Below are 17,114 nucleotides of genomic sequence, written 5' to 3'. Positions count from 1 at the left end.
ATCGTTCGGCTCGGGCGCCGCTGTCAGTGTCCGCCGGACAACAAGGACAACGCACCGTTGGCGATCTCCGACATGGGGTCGGTGCCATCGCCGAACGTCGCGTCGTTGGCCGGTGCGGTGACCTCCGCGGGGTCGAACCCGTGCACGGGATCCACGGTGATCGGGGCGGTCGCCGGGTCGTCGTTGCGCGAGTAACCCGCGTCAACCCGGGGCTTCAGTATCGCGTCCAGCTGATTCAGCGTGCCCTGGTCATATCCGAGGTACTTGAAGGGCAACACCAGGGGTAGGTGCTCTTCGGGGACCATGTACGTCGTCGTCGTCGCCCCCTTGGAGTTGACCGTCGTCCGGATGTTCTGTGCCGGAACATTGCTGGGATTGGTGAATGCGATCGCCGTGTGGCCGGTCGCCAGGCCGGCGACCGCGTTGATGACGCTCATCCAGTTGTCGGGCCGGTCCGGCCAGTCGGCGATACTGTCGTACGCCGAGACGAACTGGTCGGTGTGGTACTGACTCTCCACCGGGGCCGGGACGCGGTAGTCCATGAACGGCACCACGCTGCCGACCGGAAAGTTCTGGGTCAGGAAACTCTCACCGAAGGGACTCTTGGCGATCGGGTCGCCGAACGTCGCGAAGCTCAGTTGGTCCGGCGGCGGGGCAGTCGGATCGTTGGCCAGTCGCGCCTTCACTGCATTGAGCACGAGCGCTCCCTCGGACAGCCCCATCGCCCTTCCTTTACCACCTTTGCGGATGGCGGCGTCGAGGTTTCCTTCTCCCTCGTCGACAGACTCGCCGATGCTGGGACCGTCGAGACCCAGACCGGGATAGATCTGCTCTCCGATCGGACCGATACCGGGGAAGAGACGTTCAAGCGTATGGCCCTGAACCTGCCCTGCCGGGTAGTCGACCTTCACCCGTTTCATGCCGGGGAACCACTGCTCACCCGTCATGCGGATGTACTCGTCATAGGGGATACCGAGGACGTGAGCGCCACCCAGCGCGTAGGCGGTCCCGGGGTCTGCCGGCGCCGGGGGCGGCGTACTGCCGCTCGATGCTCCGGGGGCCTGTGTGTCATCGGCGGCTGCCGATCCAACGCCGAAACATCCTGTGACACCGGCAGTTACCAGGACCGTCAGTCCTGCGAGTAGCTTCTTCATCTCTGCACCTGCCCGATTTGCTTCGTTTCGAGTTTTCCATACATCACGTGTGCGCGCTTCCTGCGGTGGTCACGCGCTGGTTGCCGGTGTGCGTAGCGATTTCTGATCACCCATTCGCGACGGCCACCAGTTGGCCTTGCCGATCAGCGCAGCGATGGCCGGCACGGTGATGGTGCGCACCACGAAGGTGTCCAGCAAGATGCCGACTCCGATCACGAAGCCGCCCTGCACCACCATGCCGATGCTGGAGAACATGAGACCGGCAACCGAGGCGGCGAAGATGAGGCCCGCTGCGGTGATCACCCCGCCGGTCGAACTCAGTGTGCGAATGATGCCGTACCGAATGCTGTGCGGAGACTCGTCCCGCATTCGCGACACCAGCAGCATGTTGTAGTCGGCTCCGACCGCGACCAGCACCACGAAGGCCAATGGCGGCACGCTCCAATGCAATTGCTCGCCGAGTAGCGATTGGAACACCAGGACGCTGATGCCCAGTGCAGCCAGGTAGGAGACCACCACCGACGCGACAAGGTAGATCGGCGCGACGATCGAACGCAGCAGCAACATCAGGATCAGCATGACGACGACGAGGGTCCCGATGATGATGAACCGGATGTCCTGCTGGTAGTAGTCACGGGTATCCCGCAGCCCGGCGGGGAAACCGCCCATCGATATCGAGGCGTCGGCGAGCGTGGTGTTCGGCTGCGCACCCCGGGCGATGTTCTGGATCTCGTTGACCTGATCCATGGCCTCGGGACTGAACGGGTTGAGCTTCGTCTGCACCAGATACCGCACCGACCTGCCGTCTGGCGAGACGTACGCCGCGGAGGCCTTCTTGAACTCCTCCATGTTCAGCACCTCGGGCGGGATGTTGAACCCGGCCTGCGCCGGATCTGCCGCGTCGTTGCGCATCGTCAGCAGAAATCCCGAGGCCTGGTCCAACCCGGCTGAGATCACCTTGATCTGCTTGACGAGTTCGTCCACACCACCGGCCACTTCACGACTTCCACCGGCCAGGCGGTTGGCACCGCTCTGCAAGTCCTTCAAGCCCGATTGGGGACCGCCGGCCTTGTTCATCCCCATGGCATTGGCCGCCTTGGTGACGCCGGCGAGTGCCGCATTCAGCTTCTTCACCGTGGCGTTGAGAGTCTGCCCGCTGCCTCCCTGGAGCTGGTGCGCCAGATCGTTGATGTGGTCGAGGCTGCCGTCCTGGTTCTCGTCCATGAGCCGTTGCATCTGGATGCGGCTGTCACTGCACGAGGGGTTGGCATCGCAGACCGCATTGCCGTTCAACGCCATCAGCACCGGCCCGATCCAGGCGAACATGTTCTTGACGGCAGCGAAGTTGACGCCCATGGAGTTGGACAACGCGTTGATGCTGTCGACCAGCTTGGCCGCGGTGTCGACGTCCCGCACCAGCTTGTCGCCACCGTATTCAGTGCGTGCGGAGGAGAACGCATCGACCGCACTCTGGAGACTGGGCGCAATCTGGTTGATCTGGGTGCGCACGTCAGCGAGGCTGTCGGCCAGCGTGTCGGCCCCGGTCGCCAGTCGGTTGAGGTCGCTCGAACGCTGGTCGATCTGGGTGGAACCGTCGGCCAGCCGGTCGCCGACGATGCCGGCCTGGAAGGTCGCCCGGAATTCCGGCGGTACGTCCCCCAGGGGCCGGGTGATGCCGCTGACCAGACCCACATCGGGTAACTGGGCGACACGCGAAGCCAGCTGCTCCAGGTCTGCGAGACCCCTCGGGGAGCGCAGGTCGTGCGGTGACTGGATGAGGATGTATTCGGGAATGGACTGGGCGATGGGGAAATGGCGCTCCACCGCGGCGTACCCGATCGAACTCGGCGCCGACGCCGCCACCACCTTGCGATCGTCGTAGTTGTAGCGGGCAAAGATCGCGGCGCCGGCCAGCAGGGCCAACACCAGAAGGCTGGCGACGAGATGCGGAACCGGCCGGCGCACGATGCGGATTCCCGACCGCCGCCAGAACCGGGCGGTCAGCTCGCGCCGGGGCTTGACCCAGCCGCGGGGACCGACCAGGGCCAGGATGGCCGGCAACAGGGTCATTCCGGCCAGATACGCCACGCCGATACCGATCGCAGCCGACACCCCGACCGTTTTGAACACACCCATCTTCGTGAAGCTCAACAGCAGGAAGGTGAGGCCAACCGTCGCGGCAGATGCGGAGATCACCTTCCCGATCGACATCATCGCGGCCCGGACGGCCTCGTCGAAATCGTGGTCCGATCGCAGATAATCGTGATATCGGCTGATCAGAAAGACCGCGTAATCCGTGCCGGCACCGGCCATGATCGCACTCAGAAATACGACGGACTGGTTCGAGACACCCGCGCCGGTCAGTTGCGAAAAGCCCGCCACCAGCGACTGCGCGATGAGCAGGGAGGACCCGATCGTGATCAACGGCAGCAGCATCGTGACAGCGCTGCGGTAGACCAACAGCAACACGGCCAGGACCAGGATGGCGATCGCGATCTCGATCGGGAGCCGATCGTGCTCCCCCGCCACGGTGAGATCAGCAGCGGTTGCCGCAGGACCGGTGAGGTGCACGGCCATCGGACTGCCGGCCGTACTGAGTTTGACGACGTCGGAAACCCGATTGAACGAGTCCATGGCCCGCGGCGTGCCCAACTCACCCACCAGACCCACCGGAAGCACCCAGGTGGTCTTGTCCTTGCTGGTCAGGAACTGTCGCAGTTGCGGGGTGGCGATGAAATCCTGAACGCTCTCGACGTCTGTCACGTCGTCGCGCAGCGCGTCCACCAGCTTGCGGTAGGTCGCCTCGTCCGAGGAGCCCAGCCCGTTCTCGTTGATCAGGGCCACCAACAGCAGGTTGTTGTTGCCCGATTCGTGGAACGCCTCGGTCATCTTCTGGGCGGTGACACTCGACGGCGCATCCGCCGGGAGGATTGCGAGCGGGTGCTTCTCGGCCATCGCGCCGAGGGAGGGGAACGTCAGCGGTAGCGCGATCAGCAGTGCGGCCCAGGCTCCGATCACTGCCCAGGGCCACCGCACCACAAAATCGGCTAACCGTCGCATGTTGCTCTCACCGTCACCTCGAAGGCGGAGCAAAGCGGAAAATCCATGACCATATGTTTGCTCTCCGCTACGCGACCCGGCCCCAGTGACCGCTGTCAGCTACTCGTGACGACACCGACTTCATCGCCTCCAGATAGCGGGTGACCGACTTCTCGGCGACTGGATTGTCGGGATGCATGATCGCCATGACCGTGCCCTCCCCGTACCGGAAGATATAGATCGTCAATTGGTAGGAGAACCGGTTGTCCGGATACATTCCGATGTTGTTCGCCAGCCCCATGTCGCCCGCCGCGAGGATGGCGTTGAGCGGCGCCGCTCCACCGTGCAGAAAGTTCGATACCGGGAAGTTCGGCTGCGGCCAGTTCAACCACGGCGCCAACTCCAGCACGCGGTAATACGGAACTCTCGCCATGTCCAGGCCCGAATCGAAAGACTGCTGCGCTGCCCAGGCGGCGTCGTTGAAAGAGGCCGCCGCCACCGGGACGGTGATCGGTATCAGACCGGTGAACCAACCCTGTGTCATGAAATTGTCGCCGGCTGTGCGGGAATCCCTCGGCGTGAGGCCGTAATACGTGAGAGCACCGGTGAACTCGTGCTCCACCAGGCCCAGACAGGCAAACAACCCACCGACAAAGCGGGCGCCGGCTGCCGCGCATGCACTCTCGAAACGCTCCGTCTGCGCCGGATCCAACAGGACCTCAGTGGACCAGGCGCTGCTGGTCGACTCATTCGGATTCCCCAGCGGCAGTGGGAATTCCGGAAATCCGTCCTGGTTGTTCTCGGCGAAGTCGAGCCAGGCACGCACGCCCGGCGAGTCCAGGGTCAACGCCGATGTGTACTCACGCTCGCGGATACAGAAATCGTCGAAGCTACCGGCATCGGGAAGCGTGAGGGCCTGACCGCTGCCGCTCATCGCGGAATACATTCCGTTGGCTTCCATCATTGTGGTACCGATCAACGTCGCGTCTCCGTGGACGTGATCCATGGCAGCAAAGAAAGTGAAGTGCTCCTCGTTCTGGATGATTCCGAACGTAAAGCAGCCCCATTCCAGGGGATTCGGTATGGCCACCACGTGACCGTGTATTTCGTCGACGGTCAAGTTGCCATGGTTGACCGGCACAAACTCGATATCGGACGGGTTTTCGATTGCATGCCTGACGAATTGGCCGTCATCGCCTTCTTTGAACCAACTCCGGAATGTATCGTGCCTGCGCAGGTAGGTGTTCACCGCGTGATCCATGGCCGAGATATCACATTGCCCAGCAACCTCACAGCTAGCGATGATCTGTCGCGAGAAGTTCAATCCCGCCGCTTTACGCTGGCTGTAATTACGCAGATGTTGGCCCTGCATGTAGCTAACCGGCACCGGGCTGACCGGTGCGTTTCTTGCTGTTTCCTGAGCCGCGGCCGTCGGATGCCAGGAGGTCACCGAGCCAGGACTCAGCGACCATTCATCAAGTGCGCCAACAGTTATCTTACCGATCCGCAAAACTCAGGCCCTCCCAATAGTGCTCTGCGCACGGCCACTCTCGGGCCGGCGGGACCCCCCGGGGGATCAACATACCCGTCGTTCCCCCCAGACCGCTCAGAGAGCTTGACGAGGGAAGTTTGACCGGGCAAGGGGAGTCGCGCGCGCCACAGGTTCGCATGCAATAGTGGTCCGGGTTGATCTTCAAGCGCTTTCGGGGGGATGCGCGGAGGTGTATTTCTGCACGCCGATGCGAGAGGACAACGGTATGAACTCCGTTGAACATCCGAACGAACACACCGCACGCTTTGCCATCGTTGGCTATGCTGCGCGTTTTCCAGGGGCCCCAGACGCCGACGGTTTCTGGGACCTGTTGCGGACGGGACGCGAAGGGATCTCGGACGTACCCGAAGATCGCTGGGACGTCGAAGAATTCTTCGATCCGGAGCCCGGCGTACCAGGCAAGGTGGTTACCCGCCGGGCGGGTTTCGTTGATGACGTAACCGGATTCGACGCGCCGTTCTTCGGCATGTCGACGCGCGAGGTCAGGTTGATGGACCCGCAGCATCGGCTCCTGCTGGAAACCGCCTGGCGCGCGGTGGAACACTCGGGTACCGCGCCAACAGCATTGGCTGACACCAACACTGGTGTGTTCGTGGGTCTGGCCACCCACGACTACCTCGGAATGGCTTCTGACGAGCTGACTTACCCCGAGATCGAGGCCTACATGGCCATCGGGACGTCGAATGCCGCGGCCGCAGGCCGAATCAGCTATCGATTAGGTCTGCAGGGCCCCTCGGTCGCCGTCGATACCGCGTGCAGCTCGTCGCTGGTGGCGATCCATCAAGCGTGCCAAGCACTTCGCTTAAATGAATGCGACCTCGCCCTGGCCGGCGGTGCGAACGTCCTGCTCACGCCCGCCACCATGATCACCTTCTCCAGTGCGCATATGCTGGCACCGGACGGCCGCTGCAAGACGTTCGACGCGGCCGCCGACGGCTATGTGCGCGGCGAAGGCTGCGGTGTCATCGTCATCAAACGCCTCGAGGACGCCATCCGCGACGGTGACCACATCCGGGCAGTGATCCGTGGCAGTGCGATCAACCAAGATGGCGCGTCGGGTGGATTGACGGTGCCCAACGGCGTCGCTCAGCAGCGCGTCATCGCTGAGGCACTCAAGCGCTCCGGCCTCGAACCCAAAGAGGTCGGCTACCTGGAAGCGCACGGCACCGGGACATCGCTGGGAGACCCGATCGAGGCCCAGGCCGCAGGTGCGGCATTCGGCGCCGGACGCGAACCCGGGCAGCCATTGTTGATGGGCTCGGCGAAGACGAACATCGGGCATCTGGAGGCCGCCGCCGGCATCGCGGGCGTCATCAAGGTCGTCCTGTCGCTCGAGAACGAGTTGCTACCCCAGCACCTGCACTTCCAGAACCCGTCGCCGCACATCCCGTGGGACCGGCTCGCGGTGGAGGTCGTCAAAGAGGCCACCCCCTGGGAGCGCAACGGCACGCCACGCGTCGCGGGTGTCAGTTCGTTCGGGTTCGCCGGGACGAACGCCCACGTCATCCTGGAGGAAGCACCCGAACCGGCGGCAGCGGACCCCGTAGAGCAGCCCAGACCGGATCGATTCGGCATCCTTCCCCTCTCGGCACACACACCCGCCGCATTGGTGCAGGTCGCTGAGCAGTACCGCGATTGGATGAGCGCTCACCCCGAGGCCACGCTGACTGACGTGTGCCACACCGCGGGGGTCAGCCGGGCACATCTTGAGCACCGGGCAGCGATGGTGGTCGATACGAGGGAATCCGCCATCGAACTACTCGGCGCGCTCGCCGACGATCGCCCGGCGCCGGGCCTGATTCGCGGCGAATCCCACGACAAACCCAAAACGGCCTGGCTGTTCACCGGCCAGGGCAGCCAGTACGCCGGTATGGCCCGGGAGCTGTTCGATTCCGAGCCGGTATTCGCCGAGACGCTGAAGCGCTGCGCGGCGGCAATCGCCGACAAGCTCGACAAGCCCCTGCTGGACGTGATCTTCGATCTGGACGCCGAGGACACGCTGCGCGACACCTCCTACGCACAGCCCGCCCTGTTCGCGGTGGAGATGGGTCTGGCCCGGCTCTGGCAATCATGGGGATTCGAACCCGACGTGGTGCTGGGTCACAGCGTCGGCCAGTACGCGGCCGCATGCGTCGCGGGCGTGTTCGGTCTGGAGGACGGCGCCCTGTTGATGGCCGAACGAGGACGCCTCTTCGGCAGCTTGCCCGCAGGGGGCCGCATGGTCGCGGTGTTCACCACCGCCGAGCGGGTGGAGAGCCTCACCGACGATTACCCCACGCTGTCGGTTGCCGCCTACAACGGTGCCAACACGGTGCTGTCGGGGCCCGCGGCGGAACTGGAGAGGGCGGTCGCCAGACTTACCGCTGACGGCGTGCGATGCGACTGGCTCGAAACCAGCCACGCATTCCACTCCGCGCTGCTGGATCCGATCCTCGACGAATTCGAATCGTATGCAAACCGTTTCACTTTCAACGCACCACAACGGATTCTGATCGACAACCGCACCGGCGCGGCGTTGGGCAGGAGCGTGAAGCTCGATGGCGCCTATTGGCGCAGGCACGCCCGCCAGCCGGTGGAGTTCGCCAAGACCGTGCGCACCCTTGCCGACATGAACTGCAAGCTGCTGGTCGAGATCGGGCCGCGGCCCGTGCTCACCGCCACAGCCCTGGGGGCATGGCCCGACCAGGCCACCGCACCGCGGGTGATCGCGTCACTACGCCGCAACACCTCCGACCAGCGGCAGATCACCGAGGCCGTCGCCGATGCGTATGTCCTGGGCCACCTGCCCGAATTCGACGCGTTCCGGCACGCGAACGCACGGAAGCTCGATCTGCCCACCTACCCGTTCGAGCATCGCCAGTACTGGTATCGGGACAATCGGGAAGAGCCCAACCAACGACAGCACGTTGCCGGTCCGCGCACCCAGGCCGTTCGCCTTCTCGAAGACGGCCGCCTCGAGGAACTCGCGACCCTGCTCGACGGTGCGGGCGGCGACGGTCAGACCCTGGACGTGTTGACCAAGCTTGCCGCGCAACACAACCGCCAACGATCGACCGAGTCCATCGCCGACGACCGCTACGAGTTCCGCTGGGAGAAGGCGGTTACTCCGCTGTCAGCCGCGGACTCCGCAGAGTCGTCCACCTGGCTGCTCATCGGTGAGCAATCCCCTGCGGTCCAGCCACTGGTCGACGCGCTGACCTCACGCGGGCAGCAGCATCGGTTCCTCGCGCTGCCGACGTCCGACGCAGACACCGATCAACTGGCAGATGCGTTGCGCGCTGCGGCTGCAGACGGTTCGACACTTCGCATCCTTCACGTGGCAGCCCTGGAGGGGGAGCCGGGATCCAAGACCGTGCCCTCGATGCGGTCACTGCTGCGGATGCAACACCAAATCCTGGGCGGAACGCGACGTCTCTTCCGCGCCGCAGGCGAGGCCGACCTCAGGGCTCCGATCTGGCTGGTGACCCGCGGCGCACAGCACGTCGCCGATGCGGACACCGTGGCGCCCGAACAGAGTGCCCTGTGGGGATTCGGCCGCGCCGCGGCACTGGAGCTCCCGCAACTGTGGGGCGGACTTGCCGACCTGTCGGAAGGCAGTGCCGGCGAGTGGACCGCTCTGCTCAACCGGATCACGACGTCGACCGACGCGGCCCGGCGGGAAGACCAGATCGCATTGCGCGATCAAGCGGTCTATGTCCCCCGGCTGGTCCGCCGGGAGGACCTGCCGAGCGGAACACCCCTGGAAGTGCGTGGTGACGCAACGTATCTGGTGACCGGCGGACTGGGGTCGATTGGCCTGGAGATCGCCGGATACCTGGCCGCGCACGGCGCCAAGCACCTGGTGCTGACCAGCCGTCGCGCACCCAGCGAGGCCGCCGCGCAACGCATCACCGCAGTCGGAGACCAGCACAACTGCGACATCCGGGCGGTGACTGCCGACGTCGCCGATGCGCACGACGTCGCACGCCTGTTGAAGACCGTCGCTGCCGAGCTGCCGCCGCTCGCGGGTATCGTGCACGCCGCGGGCGAGCTCGGCACCACCCCACTGGGCAACCTGGACGACGACGAGGTGGATCGCGTCTTTGCCGGGAAGGTCTGGGGCGCCTGGCATTTGAGTGAAGCAGCGGCAGAGGCGAAGCTCGACTTCTTCATCAGCACCTCGTCGATCGCCTCGGTCTGGGGCGGATACGGTCAGACCGCCTACGGTGCGGCGAACGCCTTCCTCGACGGCCTGGCCTGGCGACTGCGCGAGCTGAACATCCCGGGGACCAGTGTCAACTTCGGTCCATGGGCCGCCGGCATGGCCGACGCGGAGTCTCGTGCGCGGCTGGATCAGCGTGGTGTCCGGACACTGCCACCCGCCGATGCACTGGCCGGGCTGGCCGACGTCGTAGCGGCATCCTCGGCGCAGGGTCCGGCACAAGGAATCGTGGCCCGGATCGACTGGAGCCGTTTCCTGCCGCTGTACCAGCAGGCGGGCCGGCGTGGATTCCTGGCAGAGCTGGAGCGTGAGGTACCGGCACAACTTTCGGACGCCGCGCCCACCACTGCATCCGGAAAGACGCAGCTGGTCGAGCGCCTGACCAATGCTCCTGTGCAGCAGCGCAAAAAGCTCCTGACCGACCACCTGCGCGACGCGGTGGCAGAGGTGACGCGGGTGGACTCATCGGAGATCCGTGAGGACGCCGGGTTCTTCGACCTCGGCATGGATTCACTGATGGCCGTCGAACTGCGCCGCCGCATTGAACAGGGAGTAGGCGCGGAGATCCCCATCACGCTGGTGATGGATCACCCCCGGATCTCCGACGTGGCCGAATACCTGCTCGGCGACGTGCTCGGTCTCAACGAGCAGGCCAAACCGGCGCCGCAACCGGCAGCCGCGACAGCGCGCACCGACGAGCCCATCGCGATCGTCGCCGTGTCGTGCCGCTTCCCCGGCGCTCCCAACCCGGAAGCCTTCTGGGACTTGCTGTCCGGCGGCGTCGACGCCATCCGGGAAGTTCCCGAAGACCGATTCGACATCGACGAGTTCTACGACCCGGATCCCGACACAGCGGGTAAGACCTACACGCGGTTCGGCGGATTCCTCGACGGCATCGACGGATTCGACCCCGAGTTCTTCGGCATCTCCCCGCGTGAGGCGGTCTGGATCGAGCCGCAGCAGCGCCTGATGCTCGAAACGGTCTGGGAGGGCCTGGAGCGGGCCGGGTACTCGCCGGCCGCGTTGCGCGGCAGCCGGACCGGCGTGTTCGCCGGGGTGGCCGCCAACGAGTACGCGCACCTGCTGTCGTCGGAGTCGATCGACAAGATCGAGCCGTACTTCATCACCGGCAATGCCCTCAATGCCATCTCCGGCCGGGTTGCCTTCGCACTCGGATTCGAAGGCCCGGCAATGGCAGTCGACACCGCGTGCAGCTCGGCGTTGGTGGCGATCCATCAGGCCTGCCAGGCGTTGCACTCCGGCGATTGCGACCTGGCGTTGGCCGGCGGCGTGAACGTCCTCCTTTCTCCGGTGACGGTCGTCGCCGCATCCCGCGCACGCATGCTCTCCCCAGTCGGGCGGTGCAAGACCTTCGACGCGTCCGCGGACGGCTACGTACGCAGTGAGGGCTGCGGTGTTCTCGTGCTCAAGCGGCTGAGTGACGCGGAGCGCGACGGCGACCGGATCGCCGCGGTCATCCCCAGCAGCGCCGTGAACCAGGATGGTGCGTCCAGCGGCTTGACCGTGCCCAATGGTGGTGCACAGCAACGGCTCATCGGAATGGCGCTGGCCCGCGCCGGCTGGACCGGCGGGGACGTCGACTACCTCGAAGCGCACGGGACGGGAACCCCGCTCGGCGATCCGATCGAGGTCCAGGCGGCTGCCGCCGCCTACGGCACGTCGCGCGATGCCGACCGGCCGTTGCTGATGGGGTCGGTGAAGACCAACATCGGTCACACCGAATCAGCCTCGGGGGCAGCGGGTCTGATCAAGGTCGTGTTGTCGTTGCAGCATGAAGTGCTGCCGCAGAGCCTGCACTTCGAAAACCCGTCGCCGCACATCCCGTGGGATTCACTGCCGGTGCAGGTCGTGGACAAGGCGACCCCCTGGCAGACCAACGGCCGGCCGCGCCGCGCCGGTGTGAGCTCGTTCGGGTTCACCGGCACGAACGCCCATGTGTTGATCGAGGAGGCGCCCGCGCGACCGGTCGTCGCCGAGGAGCACCCGGCCGACGAGGTCGTGACGGAGTCGTCGGCTGCGGCCGAGCAGGTGGCTGTGCTGGCGCTGTCCGCGCGGTCACCGGAAGCCCTCGTGGCGCTGGCACAGCGTTACGAAGGGTGGCTGAGTGCCCATCCGGACGCCGACCTCGCCGACGTATGCCTGACCGCCGGAACCGGGCGGTCGCACTTCGAGCATCGAGCTGCGCTGGTCGTGGATTCGATCGAGGAGGCGCGCCAGGGTCTGGCCGACCTGGCCGACAACCGGACGCGACCGGGTGTGGTGCGTGGCGAGCACACGAACCAGCCGACAACGGCATGGTTGTTCACCGGGCAGGGCAGCCAGTACCCGGGGATGGCACGTGAGTTGTTCGACACGGAGCCGGTTTTCGCCGAGACTGTGACGCGGTGCGCCGACGCGATCCAGAGCATGCTGCCGCGTCCGTTGCTTGAGGTGATGTTCGCCACCGGCAGCGGCGCCGCAGAAAGCCTGCGGGACACGTCCTATGCGCAGCCGGCGCTCTTCGCCGTCGAGATGGGTCTGGCGCGGCTGTGGCAGTCATGGGGCATCGAACCCGATGTCGTATTGGGCCACAGCGTCGGCCAGTACGCAGCGGCATGCGTCGCCGGGGTCTTCAGCTTGGAGGACGGTGCCCGGCTGATGGCCGAGCGCGGCCGACTGTTCGGCAGCCTGCCCGAAGGCGGGCGGATGGTGGCGGTATTCGCCGACCCCAAGCACGTCGAGGAGATCGCCAACAAATTCCCCCGGGTGTCGGTCGGCGCCTACAACGGGCCCAACACCGTGCTCTCGGGCCCGGGTGATGACCTCGAAGAGATCGTCACCCGGTTCGGTGACGAGGGGATCCGCTGCACCTGGCTGCAGACCAGCCACGCATTCCACTCGGAACTCCTGGATCCGGTGCTCGATGAATTCGAGGCGTACGCGGCGCAGGTGCAGTACGCGGCACCGACGCTCCCCCTGGTCTGCAACCGCACCGGAGCCATCCTGACGGCCCAGACTCCGCTCGACGCTCAGTACTGGCGCCGGCATTCGCGTCAGCCCGTGCAGTTCTCGGAAAGCGTGCGTACGGCCGCGGCGCTGGGCTGCTCGATACTGATGGAGATCGGTCCGCAACCGGTGCTGACCAGCGCGGCGGTGCAGGTATGGCCCGAGCATCTGGCCGCACCGCGCGCGATCGTCTCCCTGCGCAAGGGCGTCGGGGATCGGCGCCAGGTCGCCGACGCGCTGGCTGCGGCCTACGTCGGCGGACACCGACCCGACTTCGCCGCGGTGCAGCGTCAGCCTGGCCACAAGGTCGAGTTGCCGACATATCCGTTCCAGCACCGCCGCTTCTGGCCCAAGTCGGCCGGAATCGCCATGGACGGCGGGGTAGGGTCGGCCGCTTCCTCCGGAATCCTGGGCAGTGCAAAGGATCTCGCGTCCGGCGATTCGGTCTACACCAGCAGGTTGTCCGTCAAATCCCAGCCGTGGCTGTCCGATCACGTCATCTACGGCACCGTCGTCGTCCCCGGCGCGACGTACGCCGCGATGGCGCTGGCCGCGGTCGGCACCCCGGCTCGGGCCAGAGACGTCTTCTTCTACGAGCCGATCATTCTGCCCGAGAAGAGTTCTCGCGAAGTGCAGCTGACGCTGCACCCGCTGGACGACGGCGGTGGGTGGAAGTTCCAGGTGCACAGCCGTCCCTACGGGGAACGCGACGTCGATTGGTCGCTGAATGCCGAAGGCACCGTGGTCGCCGGCGTCGAGGAGACGGACGAGACGGCTCCGGAGAGCGATCCGGTCGACGAAGCAATCGAGCGCATGAACCGCATGCGCCCGCAGGAGCTGTTCGAGACCTTCTCCGACCTGGAACTGTCGTGGGGCCCGAACTGGTCCGGTTCTCTGAAGTCGCTGTGGCTCGGTGAGGGCGAGGCGATCGGCGACATCCTGGTCGGCGAGGAACTCGCCGAACAACTCGGAACCGAGCCGATGCACCCGGTCCTGATGGACCTGTGCACGGGCGTCGCCTTCCCGGCGTTCCCGGCGCTGCTCGCGGCCGAGCAGGGCATCAACGATCTGTTCCTGCCGCTGCGGTACGGGCAGGTGACGTTGAAGGAGAAGATGCCTCGGCGGTTCTACTGCCGGGCCAGGTGGCACGAGGCCGAGCTCAATAACGAAACCCAGGTCTTCGATCTCGACTACATCGATCGAGATGGCCGTCACCTGGGTGGTGTTCGCGAGTTCACGGTCAAGCGCGCACCCCGCGAAGCGTTGCTGCGTGGCCTCGGCGGCGACGCCACCCGGCTTCTCTACACCCTGGGCTGGCATGAGGTACCGGTGCCGCCCTCCGAGCCTGGTGCCGAGAATGCAAGTGGCACCTGGCTGGTCGCCGGATTCGACGAACTCGCCGCCAAGGTGCCGGGCTGCATCCCGCTCAACCGGAACGCCGATCCGGAACTCCTGGGACAGGTACTGGCACAGGCTGCCGAGCGTGGCCTGCCCTTCTCCGGTGTCGTCTGGCGCGCCACCGCGCCGAGCGCACAGGAAACAGGCGCCGACGCAACCGCACGCCTCGAGACCGAGATCGAGAATCTGCTGAGCGCTGTGCACACGGTGCAGGGCGGTTCACAAAGCGGCAGCGTGAAACTTCCACATGGGTTGTGGATCGTCACCGAACGCGCCGTGGCCACCGAATCGGGTGAGCCGGTGGATCCGGTACAGGCGGCGCTGTGGGGATTCGGGCGCACCACGATCAACGAAGAACCGGCGTTGCGCGCCAAGCTCATCGATACCGACGGCTCACCGGAGGCCGTACAGGCGCTGGCGAGTTTGATCGCCAGCCCGGTCGAGGAGCCGGAGATCGCTGTGCGGCAGGGCAAGCTGCTGGCCTCTCGGCTGCTGCCGTGGGCCCGCAGCGGGCATCTCACGGTGCCGCGCGGGAGCGATTACGTCCTCGCACCCACCGAACGCGGTGCGATCGACAACCTGCGGATCACCGAGAAGGACGTGCCGGCGCCGGACGAGGGTTACGTGCAGGTGCGGGTCGAGGCCGCGGGCCTCAACTTCCGTGACGTCCTCAACGTCCTGGGCCTCTACCCGGGCGATCCCGGACCGATCGGTGGTGACTTCGCCGGTGTCGTCACGCAATTGGGCGAGGGTGTCACCGGGGTCGAGGTGGGCCAGCGCGTGTACGGCTCCATGCAGGGCGCATTCTCCAGCCGGTTCAACGTGCCTGCCCAGTTCCTGGCGCCGATCCCGGACGGGGTGAGCGCGGTGGAAGCCGCGACCATTCCGGCCGCTGCGCTGACAGTCAGACTGTCGTTCGACTGGGCGCAACTGAAGCCCGGTGACAAGGTGCTCATCCACGCCGCCAGCGGTGGTGTCGGATTGGCGGCGGTCCAGATGGCCCAGCAGTTCGGGGCCGAGGTGTTCGCCACGGCCAGCACCTTCAAGCGCGCAACCCTGCGCAAGCTGGGCGTGAAGTATGTCTACGATTCCCGCACAACGGATTTCGCCGATCAGATCCTGGCGGACACCGACGGCGCGGGCGTGGACGTGGTGCTCAACAGCTTGACAAGCGAGGGCTTCATCGAGGCGACGCTGAAGGCCACCGCCAAGGATGGCCGCTTCGCCGAGATCGCCAAGCGCGACATCTGGCCAGCGGAGAAGATGGCCGAGGCCAGGCCCGACATCGCCTACGAGATCGTCGCGTTGGACACGGTGATGTTCACCGAGCCCGATCGCATTCGCGACTTGCTCACCGAGGTGTCGCAGGGATTGGCCAACGGCGAGTGGACGCCGCTGCCGGCGGAGATCTACCCGCTCACCGAGGCGAGGGCCGCGTTCCGCCGCATGCAGCAGGCGCGGCACATCGGCAAGATCGTGGTGCAAATTCCGAATCCGCTGCAGCCGCAGCCTGATCGGAGCTATCTGATCACCGGCGGTCTCGGCGCGATCGGTCTACACACGGCGTCCTACCTCGCCCAACTCGGTGCCGGCGACATTGTGTTGACCAGCCGGCGCGCGCCCGATACGGACGCGCAGAAGTTGATCGAGGAGATCACCGAGCGATACAAGACCCGTATCCACGTCTTCACCGCGGATGTCGGCGAGGAATCCGAGGTGGCGAAGCTGCTGGAGCGGATCCGGGCGGAGATCTCTCCACTGGCCGGTGTGGTACATCTGGCGGGCGTGCTCGACGATGCGCTGCTGGGTCAGCAGAGTGTGGAGCGGTTCCAGACGACATTGGCGCCCAAGGCCTTCGGTGCCACGCACCTGGACCGGTTGACCAAGGACGACGAGCTGGACTTCTTCATCGTGTCCTCCTCGGTGTCCAGCTTGTTCGGTTCACCCGGGCAGTCCAACTACGCGACGGCCAATGCGTTGCTCGACGGTCTGATCGCGCAACGCAGGGCGCAGGGCCTGCCGGCCACCGGTATCAACTTCGGTCCCTGGGGTCAGGGCGGCATGGCTTCCTCGGAGGCGGCGACCGCCAATATCAGTGCCCAGGGCCTGATTCCGTTGGATCCCTCAGCGGCACTTGCGGCTCTGGCCGAGGTCGTCGCCAATGGGACCGGCCAGGCGGCCGTCATCAAGGCCAACTGGCAGCGTGCCGCGAAGGTGCTGGGCAGTCAGCGGCCACCGATCCTCGACCTGGTGTTGCCGAGTGCCGTCGGTGAAGTCATCGGCGACAGCGAGGTTCTCAAGCAGCTGCTCGAGATCCCGGTGCCGCAGCGTGCCGGGTTCGTGACCGAGTTCCTGCAGAAGGAGGTGCAGAACTTCCTGCGGCTCGCCTCACCGCCGGCCGCGACCAGCCGCTTCCTGGATCTCGGCACGGACTCGCTGATGGCGATCGAACTCCGCAACCGGCTGCACACTCAGTTCGGCGGCAAGTTCACACTCAACGCGACGGCAGTCTTCGACTACCCGACCATCGGAGGGCTGGCCGAGTATCTGGTCGGTCAGCTGCCCGATGCGGAGTCGCCGGCGGAATCATCAACCGAGTCAGCGGAGGCACCGTCCGAGGAGCCGCAGGGCGAGGCTGAGGCTGAGGCGCCGGCCGATCCGGGATCACCGCGGGCGGAGACGGAACCCGCCTCCGCCACGGAAAGCTGAATTCACGCGACCAGACGCGGCGGTACCCGAGAATGCCTATTTTCGGGTACCGCCG

General features: G+C 65.8%; 4 protein-coding genes. 1 reads left to right on the top strand and 3 read right to left on the bottom strand.

Going from position 1 to position 17,114, the window contains the following annotated elements:
- Nucleotides 1-23: 23 nt before the first annotated feature.
- The 3 genes from pe to HBE63_RS27260 form a co-directional block, all read right to left on the bottom strand.
- Nucleotides 24-1,154 carry an acyltransferase PE gene (gene pe, locus HBE63_RS27270; RefSeq protein ID WP_166907907.1) on the bottom strand — a complete coding sequence of 377 codons (1,131 nt, stop codon included), beginning with the start codon at nt 1,152-1,154 and terminating at the stop codon, nt 24-26.
- Between the two features lie 69 nt (nt 1,155-1,223).
- Nucleotides 1,224-4,214: an RND family transporter gene (locus tag HBE63_RS27265; RefSeq protein ID WP_166907905.1), complete on the bottom strand. Its 2,991-nt coding sequence runs from the start codon at nt 4,212-4,214 to the stop codon at nt 1,224-1,226.
- A 67-nt stretch (nt 4,215-4,281) separates the two neighbouring features.
- Nucleotides 4,282-5,703: a condensation domain-containing protein gene (locus HBE63_RS27260; RefSeq protein ID WP_166907903.1), complete on the bottom strand. Its 1,422-nt coding sequence runs from the start codon at nt 5,701-5,703 to the stop codon at nt 4,282-4,284.
- 247 nt (nt 5,704-5,950) lie between these two features.
- On the opposite strand from HBE63_RS27260, the gene HBE63_RS27255 reads away from it, so the two are divergent.
- Nucleotides 5,951-17,059: a type I polyketide synthase gene (locus HBE63_RS27255; RefSeq protein ID WP_166907901.1), complete on the top strand. Its 11,109-nt coding sequence runs from the start codon at nt 5,951-5,953 to the stop codon at nt 17,057-17,059.
- Nucleotides 17,060-17,114 lie beyond the last annotated feature (55 nt).

The sequence above is a fragment of the Mycobacterium sp. DL440 genome (genome assembly GCF_011745145.1).
Taxonomy (GTDB): Bacteria; Actinomycetota; Actinomycetes; order Mycobacteriales; family Mycobacteriaceae; genus Mycobacterium.
This window is presented reverse-complemented; position numbering and strand designations above follow the sequence as displayed.

Bases quoted from the DNA above. Each gene is read 5' to 3' on its own strand.
- HBE63_RS27255 (WP_166907901.1), top strand. From the start codon at position 5,951: ATGAACTCCGTTGAACATCCGAACGAACACACCGCACGCTTTGCCATC.
- pe (WP_166907907.1), bottom strand. From the start codon at position 1,154: ATGAAGAAGCTACTCGCAGGACTGACGGTCCTGGTAACTGCCGGTGTC.
- HBE63_RS27265 (WP_166907905.1), bottom strand. From the start codon at position 4,214: ATGCGACGGTTAGCCGATTTTGTGGTGCGGTGGCCCTGGGCAGTGATC.